This is a genomic window from Paenibacillus sp. P4_A7 (assembly GCF_056402455.1).
The window spans coordinates 1-12,594 of sequence record NZ_JBFUHJ010000140.1 but is presented as its reverse complement, the minus strand read 5'-3'; the positions used below and the strand labels follow the sequence as shown (position 1 = coordinate 12,594).

Below are 12,594 nucleotides of genomic sequence, written 5' to 3'. Positions count from 1 at the left end.
GACAATGACAAAGGGAAAGAGCAGCTTGTCGTATATAGACTAGCTGGTTCACCCAACAGGCCGGAGGGTGTTATTCAAGCTAGCATCGAGACGGCTTCTCTTAATCAACTGCTTATGACGCAGCTGGCGATTTTCACTGCTCTATCCATTGCTGCTTTAGGCGCCGGACTCGCGCTCTATTTGCCTTTGATTCGCCGCACGCTAACTCCACTATCTCGCGTCGTTACTGCAGCGTTGCAAACGGATGCCGGCAATCTAACTACGCGGCTGCCTATTCACCAAGGCCAACAAGAAATCGATCGATTATCGGTTGCGTTTAACGGCATGCTCGAGAGATTGGATGCTTCCTTTGATGCGGAGAGAAACACAACCGAGCGTATGCGACGTTTTGTCGCTGACGCCTCTCATGAACTGCGAACACCGCTGACATCCATCCACGGATTTCTTGAAGTATTGCTGCGTGGTGCTGCGAATAATACTGAGCAGCTTCATCGTGCATTAAACAGCATGCAGCTGGAATCGAAACGCATTAATAAGCTCGTAGAGGACTTGCTTGTGCTTACAAAGCTTGACCAGGAGCCTCAACTGCTGCTTACTGAAACCTCTCTTGATGAGATTCTTCAAGAAATAGAGCCTCAGCTCCATATTCTTGCAGGGAATCGCACTGTTCATCTAACTCTACCGCAGCATAGTGTAAGCGGCCAATATCATGCAGATAAGCTCAAACAAGTGCTGTTGAACTTATTTCTTAATGCGGTTCAACATACTGACTCCGAAGCAGGTGTTATTACAATAACGCTTGGCACCAGAGGTAACATAGCCGAGCTCACTGTAGAGGATAATGGTGCAGGCATCCATGCTGAACACTTACCGAAGCTATTCGAACGTTTTTATCGCAGTGAATCATCCCGAACACGCAAAAACGGCGGTGCTGGTCTAGGCCTCGCCATCTCCAAGTCGATAATAGACGCACATAAGGGAACCATTGAAATAGAAAGCATACTAGAAAAAGGTACTGTCTTTCGAATCCTATTACCAATAGATGCTGCATAAATGAGGGGCACTTGTGCTCCTTATTTTGTCACTTTCAGTTCATCAGATAAATTCGGGTGCACTAACTAGTGCTCTTCATTGGTTCGTTGGTTGGTTAAGTAACAATTCCATCATTATCCGCCTGCTTCCCGCTATTCCGCACCATGCTTAAACACAAATTCATCTAACAACGCGCCATCCACATCATAAGCTTGATAAGTCATTGTGTCTCCATTAACCGTTATACCCGCAAACATTTGCTTCTCGTTTTGAAAATGTACCTTGTGATAAAATTTATCTTCCTTCTTCTCATTAAACTTCTGTCCGGATGTATTGGTTACGACGTAAACCGTTCCTTCCCGATCATTGACAGCGACATCTCCATCCCCCACAATCTCGCCATTTCGTATTGGGTATGACCTCGCATATTCATGATTGTGTCCTTGGAGCACGAGATCCACGCCAAACTTATCAAAAACCTCGACCCAATCCATCGTCTTCTTATAGCTGTTGCCCCCATAAGGTCCTCGATGCATAGCAACAACCTTCCATGGCTTATCCGTACTCGCGAGATCATTCTCCAGCCAGGTCGTCTGCTCCTTCAAATTCGATTCTGTATTCAATATCACAAAATGAACCGGCCCATAATCAAAAGAATAAGTAGTGCCTGGTATAGTTTCTGCTGCACCGTTTGTCGGTAAATTAAAATGAGAAACATATCGTTCCGCTTCATTGTCGATCTCATCATGATTTCCCGTTGCTGGCATGAGAGGTACTCTCGACAACCATTTCTGCGCATTTGCAAAAAACTGCGTCCATGCCTGTTCACTTAGCGGATTCTCCGTCAAATCACCATTGTGCACAATAAACTGTGCAGCCGGAAAGGTCTCAAAAGCTTTATTTAGCGTGTTTCCCCAAAGTTTAAAGTCCTGCTCCGTTTCTCCCTGCGAATCCGCGACATTAAGGAATACAAATTCCGCTGTTCCTTCTGCCTCTGTTTGAAACGAGTTAGCCGCACTCCATCCCTCTTCCTCGCCATTTCCAACACTATAAGTATACGTAGTCCCTGAATCAAGCCCCGTTGCCTCAACTTTATGAGAGCCTCGATGTTGACCATTCCCTATATCCACACTCGTTGTTGTCCCTTCGATCGTAATCGCATTTTTTCCATCCAAAGCTTGTGCATCATCGCCTTTAACCAATTGAACGATAGACTTCGCCTTAGGATCGTTGCTATACCATGTGAAAGCTCGGCTCGTATGTGGATCACTTTTAAAAGTAGTAACGAGCGATTGCGGTCCAGCAGCTTGCTCAGCTATTTCAGCCTTATCAGCTCTCAGCCACCCTATTCCCAAAACGACAATGATCAATAAAGCACAAATAGCAGCTAACCATAAGAACGTATTATTTTTGATCACTGTTCATTCCCCCTTAGAAATTAATAAATTTTTTACAATAAACAGGATATTTACCTAAAAAAAGGACCATTCAGCAATCTTTCAGCCAACGTTAAGTTAAGAATAAGTAAAGGCACTTACAATGACATTCATAAGCAACAAGGTTATCTGAGCTAGAAAAGAGGTGTGAAATGAATACAGATAAAAAGCTTAAATACCGCAATGAACTAAAATTTTTTATTAACCATCACCAGTACTTTATTATACGCCAACGTTTAAAAAATCTCATGCAGCAGGATAAACACGTTGGTCCTACAGGCGAGTACCATATTCGAAGCTTATATTTTGATGACATCAATAATAAAGCTTTGCATGAAAAGCTTGGTGGAATTTCTGATCGGGTTAAATATAGAATCCGCATTTACAATGGCAACGACAAGGTCATTCATTTTGAGAAAAAGATCAAATATAAAGACTATATCGCTAAAGTAAAAGAACCGCTGACTAGAGAAATGTACAACATGATCATGGCTGGTAATTATGAGGTACTTAATGATCCAAACAAACCGCTGCTTACTGAGATACATCATGAGATGAGCTGTAATATGCTGCGGCCCAAAGTAATCGTAGATTATGTAAGAGAGCCTTATGTCTGCGACAATGGAAACGTTCGCATTACCTTTGATAAAGAACTCCGAACCGGTCTGCATGCTGTAGATATTTTCGATACAAACTTGGATCCGATCCGAGCCGTCGATAACGACATGATCATTTTGGAAGTAAAATATGACGAATATATACCTGCTTACATTAAGATCGCGTTACAGCTTGAGGGCTTAAACAGGCAATCGGCTTCGAAATACGTCATTTGCCGTAAATTTTTGAAATTCAACACTTGGGAGGATTATTAAACAATGGAAACAACCGATTCCACAACTAATTTCACCGATATTTTGAAAAACTCTGTGCTCGAGAACTTCTCTTCCGACATTAGTTTATCGAAAATATTAATTACACTAGGTGTCGCTTTCCTTCTCGGATTTTTTATTTACTTGCTTTATAGGAGAATTTTTAGTGGCGTGCTTTATTCAAAAAGCTTTAACGTTTCTCTGATCGGGATGACGATGATTACAGCTATGGTTATTATTGCAATTAATTCCAACTTAGTATTATCGCTTGGTATGGTCGGTGCGCTGTCCATCGTTCGTTTTAGAACTCCAATCAAAGATCCAACCGATCTAATCTTCTTATTCTGGGCAGCTGTTGCCGGAATTGTTACTGGAGCAGGCTTCTTCACATTAGCGGTTATCGGTTCTATTGTTGTTGGACTTATTCTTTTCTTCTTTGTAAAAGGCGGCTCTGTTGAAGCTCCGTATTTGTTAGTTATCAACTGCGAAGATGATGCTGCTGAGCAGCACATTCACAAACAAATTGGCTCCGTAGTGAAGCGTTATAACGTTAAGCAAAAAACGGTAACAAAAGATAATATTGAAATCACGCTCGAGATTCGTCTTCGCGAAGAATCAGGCCGATTTGTCAATCAATTGACTAAGATTACAGGTGTTCGAAATGCTGTTCTTATCAGCTACAGTGGAGATTATGTATCTTAATGATCAGGAGGTGCTCTAGATGAAAGCGAAAGCTAATGCCTTTTTTCTTTGCTTCTTCTCTATACTTCTGATCTTAGGACTAGCGGGATGTGCTGCTGGCAGTACATCTCTTGGTACTGGTGACTCGGAAACAACTGCTGCTGTTACCAAGAAATCAGAGGATGAGAAAGAGCTGGATGAAACGGTTTTTCCAAAGGATAAAATTGTGGATGTTAAAATTACAATTGACGCGGATGACTTTCAGAATATGATGGATAATGCCAGCGCCGAGGAGTACAAGCAAGCATCCGTAGAGTATAACGGGCAAAAATTTGATAACGTTGCTATTCGAACGAAAGGTAATCTTAGTCTGAACAGTGTCGTCAACATGCCGGATTCTGATAGATACAGCCTCAAAATATCTTTTGATGAATATGTAAATCAGACTATATCCGGTATCAGCAAAATAAATTTGAACAATAATTACAGTGATGCGTCGTATATGAGGGAATTTCTATCTTATGAGCTTGCTGAAGAAATGGGACTTCCTACGCCAAAATACTCTTATGTGAACGTCTATGTGAACGATGAGCTCTGGGGATTTTACTTGGCGGTAGAACAAATCGGCGACGCTTATCTCGAGCGTAATTTTGGCAACTCATATGGAGCGCTGTATAAAGCAAATGGCGGCTCCGGCAGCGAGTTGAATTGGCTGGAAACGATCGACTCGTATACTGGACTCGATTTGAAATCGGATAAGTCGAACGATGATATCCTTTTGAGTATGCTAGACGAGCTGAACAATGGTACAGATTACGAAAGTGTGCTCGACGTAAATGAAGCGTTAAAGTTTATCGCCTTGAATGCAGTAGGCGGTAATATGGACAGCTACCTCTCCGAGAAAAAGCATAATTACTATTTGTATGAGGATGACGGCATCTTCTCTGTCCTGCCTTGGGATTACAACATGTCCTTTGGAGGCTTTGGTGGCGGTAGTATATTAATCGATGAACCTACCTCTGGTACTCTAGCTGACCGGCCGCTTGTCGATAAACTGCTTAAGGTTGAAGATTATAAAGAACAATATCATGAGATTATAAGGGACATGCTCGAAGGTTATTTGGAGGATGAAACTTTCCAAGCGCGGGTTCAACAAATTCAAGAAATGATTTCTCCTTATGTAAAAGCAGATCCTTCCTCCTTTTACACCTATGAACAGTATGAGCAAGGTATAACTTCTGTTGTATCATTTACTACTACCCAGACTAGTAAAATTACACAGCAGCTCGTCGGCACGATCGCTTCCTCAGGTGATGGATCAGGAAGCGGCGGCGGCATGGGTGGCATGGGCGGTGGTGGAATGGAAGGCGGTATGGGTGGTGATCGACCAGCTAGAGACCAGAACATGGGCCAAGGTGAAGCACCTGCGCAAGGTGAACAAACGGAAGCTAATAAAGCAGCCGCACTTCGTGTACCAACCGTACAAGCTAATGCTAACATCGCTATTCCGAATGCACAGGGCAATGGCGGCGCCATTTCAATAGCTCAAGGCGATGCTGGCGATGCTGCGCCGAATACACAGGGCGACGCTGGTACTACTGCTCCAATTGCTCAAGGTGACGCCGGTGCTGCCGCTCCGAATGCTCAAGGCGACGCTGGTGCTACCGTACCAAATGCTCAAGGCGATGCTGGCGCTGTCGTTCCGAATACTCAAGGCGATGCTGGCACAGCCGCACCAAATGCTCAAGGTGATGCTGGTGCTGCCGCTCCGAATACTCAGGGTGACGCTGGCACAGCCGCTCCGAATGCTCAAGGCGATGCTGGTGCTGTCGTTCCGAATGGGCAAGCTATGCCGGATGGACAAATGCCTGACCAGCAAGGCGGCTTCGGTGGCCAAGGCGGTATGGGAGGCGCTAGACCAGAAGGTGGTTTCGGCGGCGGTATGGGTGGTGGCATGGGCGGCTTCGGCGATCCTGGCATGCAGAATGCTCAACCGCAGGGCAGCGCTAAGGAAGCATCGACCACTGGAATAGTAATCGCACTCTTACTTCTGTCATGTGTATTCATCGTATTCTACAAACGCAAACGTTTATAGCCGAACAAACGGATTGGATTGACCGCATTATCTAAGTCCAATACATTTTGCTAGCGCCATTCTGTTTCTCTACAGAATGGCGCTAGCTTTTTTAAGCTCTAACTTCAATTTGACTGTATTTCATCCAATCAAACCGACATTTATAACGAATTATTTAACCCAGACTGTATTTCATCCAATCAAATCGTCCATTTCGTAGAAAAACGTTCCAAACTACCTGTTTGATTGGATCATTTACATTCAAACGCATCAAACATGGAATAGGCCGACTTTTGAATGTACAATATCCAATCAAAACATTCATTCATCCATTCAAAACATTCATTGATCAATTCTAACCACGCACCCAACCCCCCTTCCTTCATTCCTTACTTACTTACTTCCTTACTTACTTCCATCATTACCATCAAAGAATCACACCTAACCATACCCGCTCAATCCAATCTCGTATAATTCATATCACTCCAGACAAGCCATTCTGTTCCTATCGGAACAACATCTGTGCCGTAGAGTCCAAGTCTCTTCTCTCTATACGCTGCTGTATCCGAATCGAACTCATGGTATACTGTCACTCCCGTAATATCATCGCTTGTAACCCAAGCGTCCAGTTTCTTGTTTGATCCCGTTACCCATTCCCCGTTCTCTGCCATAACAGTTAGCAGCATTTTTTTCGAATCTACCCAAAATATGCTTCGAACCGCCCCCATTGAGATCGAGCTCATACGAGCAGGAACCGATCCCTCGAAATGCACCGAGTCTGAATTAATGTGTAAATCATCTGATTCACCGGACTTTATATCCAGTAAGCTATACCTTGAATTGACCTTGCTCTTCTCTGATTCTAATTTCCGTTCCAACTCGTATTCATGCAGCAGCACTAATCCATCTTTATAATCCAGCCAGCCGGACACTTCGATATATTTCCCCGACTCCTTTTCAGTTTGTACAGTACGAATCAATTTCCCTTGTCGATCAAAAAATTGAATTCGCTGCGGGGCGATAATGTTTACTTCGCCGTTATCTCCAATGATATGGGCATCACTCTGTTCCCTTGTATCTTGGTAAGCTGCATATTGACTATCCGTGCTCCATATGAAAGCTGGATATTGGACATATCCTTTGCTAAATTTCATATTAGATAACAAAAGTCCCTTTTTATCATGCAAACGAAATTCTTTCTTATCATAATCGGAGTACCAGAACCGTTCGCCATCGGGAGACTTTACAGTCAAAAAGAATGGCCAAGCGTGTTTGAAACTTGATTTCAGGTGAGTAACATCCCCTTTGATCAGATCAAGCGACCATAATTGGCCTGTACTGTAACTGTTCAACACCAAAGTATCATTCTTATCATTCATCCAACCAGGGGCATAATGATCGTCCATCGGCATATCCGGAATTTCTTGAATGAGAACTGTCTTTTCACAGGATATTATATTTAGCTTTTCCAGCCGTAAGAAATGACCTGCTGTTCGCTTATCATCATTAACTACCGAGACATAAACAAGATGACGATCATCCAGAAACCCATAGGCTACGGCAACTGAATCCACATTGTAATTATCTTTTATTTCCACACTATATAGAGGGAAAATTTGAAATTCGGCAGTTTCAGGATTGACTACAACAGCGTCTCTTCTATATTTCATCTCTTCATTACTGCTTTGCGTTCTAATAATATGCACGGCGTAAGAAACTTCTTCTACCTTGGGAGAGACCAGCGTTTGATTTACATGAAAATTATTTTTGTCCGTATGTGCCAATCGGAAACCATCGTCGGTCTTCTTCATTATCAATTGCAAATCACCAAATGTAACGTCTAAAGATTCATCCGTTGTAAGCTTACAGCCCTCGCACTCCGTCCGAACAAAGCCATCACCTTGCCAAGTGAATAGAGTCTCCACATAGACCCCTTTTTCCATGTCATAATAGCGGTTTTTAAAAGAGGTATTGCCAGCTTTTTCGTAAAGAACAGAGTATTTGCTGTCAGCTGTTAATAGATCCTGATGAATAACAACAATGCCCTCGGGAACGAGCGAGTACAAATTGTAAGTAGAACCATTCGATGAAAAGTATTGACCAATCGAAAAATCAGGATATCCGTCGTTATTATAGTCTTCGAATTCAATGTCAAAGCTGCGGTTCTGCACAAACGTAAGCGATTCTCCGTCAAACGAAGGGTTCAAGTCCAATGTATGAATGGTCGAGCCATCTTTTCCGACGAGCTCCAGACGAAATTCACCCTCCCAAGGAGCGCTAGGCACCTTCTCTTCATTAAATTGGCCACTCACCATACGAACATAAAGTTTTTCCACATTACCGTTCCGATCATAATCAATATCTGCTTCGGCGATAATTTTCGTTGGATCCGTTGTTGGATCCGTCGTTGAATCCGATAGTAAAGTGTTTGGATAATTATCGCAAGCAGCTAGTAAACAGAAAGCAATCACATAAATTGCAGTATAAATGGCTACCGTAGCCTTGTTCATTACTCAACCACCACTTCCAGCAATTGTTAATTAATTAGACGGCGTGGCTGATTCGTATGTTGCAATATTGGGGGCTGTTTCACTGATTACATTAGGTGGATTGTTCTTGTTCGTTATCGATACACTCGAAACAGATTAAGGATTTGTCTTCTAATACGATGCCGTTAATAAATCCATCATTGCAGAAAACTTGCTTGTTACATTCTTTGCAGTGTCCTACAAACTCTTGCATGAATATTACCTCCCTTATTTGTATCTATATTTGAGTTACTTATAGAGACTTTTAACTTGGTTTCCCCTCAGCTTTTTTCAGAAAATCACCCTTCAGCATCGCATAGTATTCTATGTCCTCATATTTGTCCCACTTCAAAAAATGTTGGCGAAATGTTCCTTCATAGCTCATTCCAATCTTCTTCATCACTCTTGAAGATGCAGGATTTTTTTTCATAGCTGCGGCCCATAGCCGGTTTAGCTCTAAATCATGGAATACAAATTCACAAATTCTATTGGCGGCTTCTGTAACATACCCCTTACTCCAGTAAGGTTTTCCGATCCAGTAGGCCAGTTCTGCCTTCTTGTGCTTCTTATCAATGTGAAGTCCAATAACCCCTGTAAATACGTTATTCGTTTTCTCTAGAATAGCGAAAGAAAAGCCATCTCCTTTTTGGGCGACTTCTGTTCGAAAATGAATAAAGGCATCCGCTGAACCTTTTGGATATGGATGAGGAATGTTAAGCGTTGTCTTGGCAATCTCATAGTCATCGATAAGTAGTTCCAAGGCTTCAGCGTCACATGGCTTCAAAAGCCGCAGAATTAACCTTTCCGTTTCAAATGTTAACAAAGCCCATTCCTCCAATAAAAGTTTTTGAATGCAAAAAAACTCCATCCCTATAGGGACGGAGTACTCCGCGTTACCACCCTGATTGGTGTACATAAATACACCCCTCTCTGCCATCATCCATCAATGATGCTTCTTATTAACGGTAGAATTCCGGATCCGCCTACTTTGTTTTCGGAGACCTGCTCGGAGGTGATTTTTCGAATCCAAAAGCTGACTGCTTCGCACCAACCAGCAGTTCTCTGTGCAGCTTACTTAGACCTAATAGTCCTCGTCTTAGCATTTCGAATTTATTTCCTCAATTTTACAATCGCAATAGAGTGTAGTCAACATGATATATTAATCGTATTTTTAAAGGCATTACCCTTAGTTAAACAACAACTATGTTTGAAATACAAACACAGGCCCTGTCCAGCTGTCATCCTGTATCATACTTTCTTGGTAGGAGCCCTCACCTTTGTAGCCCAAAATCACATGCTTCCAGAATTCATACGCGTTTTTGTTGGCAAATGTTTGTCTAACCTCCCAAGTACCACGAAACTGCTCAAATAGTGATATGGCAACTTTTTCACCAACTCCTTTACGTCTGTACTTCCTCATTATAAAGAAATCATTTATTGTGTTTGTCACTTCTGCTGCACTTAATTTCATGTATTCTTTTGGAACATCAAGACTAACTAAAGCAAATCCCGCAATTTCCTCATCCACTCTGACTATAAAAGGACGACGGTATTCATCCGTCCATTGGTGATCCAAGTATTTATATAAGTAAAGCCCGTGTTTGTTTAATACATGACCATCAAATTCACTACTATCATAACGGTATAACTGCATTAGATTATATAGAATTGTTTTATCTTCATATGGGATGAGCGATAAATCAATATTCATTTTCTAGACACCCCATTCATTCCGTTTCCAGTACTCCCACGCTTTTAAGTAGTCTTCCAAATCATGTGGATGATGCCGTATACATATCCCAATGCGGCAATAAAGCTGAAAGATAACTTCTTCAATAAGCCATGATGTTTCAATAGGTTCATGATTTAGTAAAGAGAATGCTGCGATTAGAGTTTCTAGGTTCAAATCATCTGGAGAGGAGCAAAAAGCATATGTGAAATCATATAACAAAGGACCAATCATAGGTGAAGGATCGATAACTCCGACTAATGTAAATTCATCAAATACAAAATTATGGACGCCCGTATCTCCGTGCAGCAAATATCTTGTTTCTTGTTCTTCTCTTTTCGATATGTTTTCAACAATTGATTCCACTCTATCGTAATCCTCAATTGATAAAAGGCTGCCCCAATCACTCCGTGTATCAATCAAGCTGCGATTGTTCCATTCACTCCAAGATTGTATCGGTGTTTCCAGTCTGCCCCACTTGTCCGTTTGCGGATATTTTTCGTAACGATTGAACAACTCTTTTACCAAAAGGGTAAGCCAATCTTTTTTTTGACCGCAATTATAATGAGTAGTACCAGTAATGTATGAACACACGATAAAAGCTTTTGCAGGATCCGTATAGACCGTTTTAGGTAAAAGATTAATGTGCCGATAAGTTTGGAGAAATTGTTCGGCTAACCTAATTTGTTGTGGTCGATCGATTTTCAAAACGTATTTACCTTCGTTTTGCTCTGAAAGAATATATACAAGTCCGTCCGTAGACCCATTCTTATTATTCGTAGCAACAACTGAGTTATCAATTAAACCTTTTTCATAAAGCTCTTTGATGATGCTGTTTAAATCTAGTTCTGGAACCATATATTTTCCCCTTTAAAACAATCTTATTAAGTCACAAACTCATGAATCTGTTGATTCCTCCAAAAATCAGAGAAGCGCCCGTTTGCTTCTAGCAATTCCTTAGGACTGCCCATCTCCCGTATACGTCCATTCTCAATAAAAACCACATAATCAACATCCCGAATGGTAGACAAACGGTGAGCAATTATTATTTTAGTGCTGTTGCCAGCCCACTTGTGCAAATCACTTTGAAACATAGCCTCTGTCTCAACATCAAGCGCCGATGTAGGTTCATCAAGAATAATGATTGATGACTGGCGAAGAATAGCTCTTGCTATCCCGATGCGCTGTCTTTGCCCGTGAGATAGCTTGATTCCTCTTTCTCCGACTCTTGTGTCTAAGCCTTCTGGCAGCTCATGAATAAACGACGATTGCGAAAGACGAACAGCTTCTAAAATTTGTTCATTCCCCGCATCCGCGGAACCAATTGCTATGTTTTCCCGAATGGTTCCATCGAACAAGTAGACGTCTTGTGTTACAGCAGCTATTTGTTCCCGAAGCGAGGAGACCGAATACGCTTCAATTGGATGGTCATCTATTTTAATAGTTCCACTCTGCGATTCATAAAAGCGGTACAAAAGCTTAATAATCGTACTCTTCCCGCCGCCGCTAGGACCAACCAAAGCGACTGATTTTCCCGCTGGAATTTTAAAACTGATTTTATTCAATACCGGTCTGTCATCTAGGTAAGAAAAAGATACATTTTCGAAAGTAATCGAACTAGATGCGCGGGAAAGGATTTTACCCGTTTGCTTATTTTCCGGCTCCATTTCCATCACATCCAACAAGTTTTCTGCGCCGRCTGACACCCTTTGTAAGGAGCTTATAATTCCAGTTATACTTGTAAAAGGCTCAGTAACCTTATCCAATAGTGTAAGAAAGGCGATCATCGCTCCCGCTCCAACTATACCGTTAACCATAAGTATTGCGCCAACCGAAATTCCAAGCATATAGCCAATTTTCTCGGGAATAAGACGAACGAATTCACGGAACGCCTCCATTTTTTCAACGGAGATCCAGAGACGTATACCTTCTACACACACCTTTTCAAACTTCTTAAAAACCGATTGCTCCAGCTGATTCATTTTGACTTCACGCATGCCTGATAAGGTTTCTTCCATTACAAAAAATACTTCTCCCCCATTTGCCTGCTGCTTGGCAATGAGATCCTTGAATGATCCTTTGATGACCAAGTTGCTTAGCAGTTGAAGAGGACCAACGCATACGGCAATCGTCCCAAGGAAGGGATGGACAGTAAATAAGTAAATGCCTACTGCAATAAAAGAGAAGGGTAATGAAATCAAACGAAGCACATCAAACACCACAAAATGTTTAAACACTTCCAGCT

10 protein-coding genes and 1 other annotated feature are annotated in these 12,594 nt (G+C 42.0%); of the genes, 4 read left to right on the top strand and 6 right to left on the bottom strand.

What is annotated here, in order from left to right; genetic code table 11:
• On the top strand, window positions 1-1,053 hold a 1,053-nt coding region (locus AC1DWN_RS17370; protein WP_477560162.1), incomplete at its 5' end, for a sensor histidine kinase.
• A 131-nt stretch (window positions 1,054-1,184) separates the two neighbouring features.
• On the opposite strand, the gene AC1DWN_RS17365 is transcribed toward AC1DWN_RS17370, so the two are convergent.
• Window positions 1,185-2,450, bottom strand: a complete 1,266-nt coding sequence (locus AC1DWN_RS17365; protein WP_477560161.1) for a purple acid phosphatase family protein — start codon at window positions 2,448-2,450, stop codon at window positions 1,185-1,187.
• A gap of 170 nt (window positions 2,451-2,620) precedes the next feature.
• On the opposite strand from AC1DWN_RS17365, the gene AC1DWN_RS17360 reads away from it, so the two are divergent.
• The 3 genes from AC1DWN_RS17360 to AC1DWN_RS17350 are packed head-to-tail and all read left to right on the top strand — an operon-like array spanning window position 2,621 to window position 6,113.
• The gene (locus AC1DWN_RS17360) at window positions 2,621-3,340 is read left to right on the top strand and encodes a polyphosphate polymerase domain-containing protein (RefSeq protein WP_477560160.1); all 720 of its coding nucleotides are present in this window, start codon (window positions 2,621-2,623) and stop codon (window positions 3,338-3,340) included.
• A gap of 3 nt (window positions 3,341-3,343) precedes the next feature.
• Complete coding sequence (locus AC1DWN_RS17355) at window positions 3,344-4,039, top strand: DUF4956 domain-containing protein (protein WP_477560159.1); 696 nt, start codon at window positions 3,344-3,346, stop codon at window positions 4,037-4,039.
• 19 nt (window positions 4,040-4,058) lie between these two features.
• A complete protein-coding gene (locus AC1DWN_RS17350; protein ID WP_477560158.1) occupies window positions 4,059-6,113 on the top strand; it encodes a CotH kinase family protein in 2,055 nt (684 codons plus the stop codon).
• 434 nt (window positions 6,114-6,547) lie between these two features.
• Here AC1DWN_RS17350 and AC1DWN_RS17345 read toward each other — a convergent pair whose 3' ends face one another.
• The 5 genes from AC1DWN_RS17345 to AC1DWN_RS17325 all read right to left on the bottom strand — a co-directional run.
• Entirely contained in the window at window positions 6,548-8,602 is a 2,055-nt protein-coding gene (locus AC1DWN_RS17345; protein WP_477560157.1) for a hypothetical protein, read from the bottom strand.
• A 283-nt stretch (window positions 8,603-8,885) separates the two neighbouring features.
• Window positions 8,886-9,536 carry a GNAT family N-acetyltransferase gene (locus AC1DWN_RS17340; protein WP_477560156.1) on the bottom strand — a complete coding sequence of 217 codons (651 nt, stop codon included), beginning with the start codon at window positions 9,534-9,536 and terminating at the stop codon, window positions 8,886-8,888.
• Window positions 9,492-9,727, bottom strand: a binding site (T-box leader). (Overlaps the previous gene by 45 nt.)
• A gap of 94 nt (window positions 9,728-9,821) precedes the next feature.
• Window positions 9,822-10,331 (bottom strand): GNAT family N-acetyltransferase, encoded by a 510-nt coding sequence (locus tag AC1DWN_RS17335; RefSeq protein WP_477560155.1) that lies wholly within the window; start codon window positions 10,329-10,331, stop codon window positions 9,822-9,824.
• Window positions 10,332-10,334: 3 nt separating this feature from the next.
• On the bottom strand, window positions 10,335-11,207 hold the full coding sequence (locus AC1DWN_RS17330; protein ID WP_477560154.1) for a phosphotransferase: 873 nt from the start codon (window positions 11,205-11,207) through the stop codon (window positions 10,335-10,337).
• Window positions 11,208-11,233: 26 nt separating this feature from the next.
• Window positions 11,234-12,594 (bottom strand): ABC transporter ATP-binding protein (locus tag AC1DWN_RS17325; RefSeq protein ID WP_477560153.1); only part of this gene is annotated, 1,361 nt, incomplete at its 5' end.

Coding starts and splice junctions, on each gene's coding strand:
- AC1DWN_RS17360 (WP_477560160.1), top strand. CDS start 2,621: ATGAATACAGATAAAAAGCTTAAATACCGCAATGAACTAAAATTTTTT.
- AC1DWN_RS17355 (WP_477560159.1), top strand. CDS start 3,344: ATGGAAACAACCGATTCCACAACTAATTTCACCGATATTTTGAAAAAC.
- AC1DWN_RS17350 (WP_477560158.1), top strand. CDS start 4,059: ATGAAAGCGAAAGCTAATGCCTTTTTTCTTTGCTTCTTCTCTATACTT.
- AC1DWN_RS17345 (WP_477560157.1), bottom strand. CDS start 8,602: ATGAACAAGGCTACGGTAGCCATTTATACTGCAATTTATGTGATTGCT.
- AC1DWN_RS17340 (WP_477560156.1), bottom strand. CDS start 9,536: ATGTACACCAATCAGGGTGGTAACGCGGAGTACTCCGTCCCTATAGGG.
- AC1DWN_RS17335 (WP_477560155.1), bottom strand. CDS start 10,331: ATGAATATTGATTTATCGCTCATCCCATATGAAGATAAAACAATTCTA.
- AC1DWN_RS17330 (WP_477560154.1), bottom strand. CDS start 11,207: ATGGTTCCAGAACTAGATTTAAACAGCATCATCAAAGAGCTTTATGAA.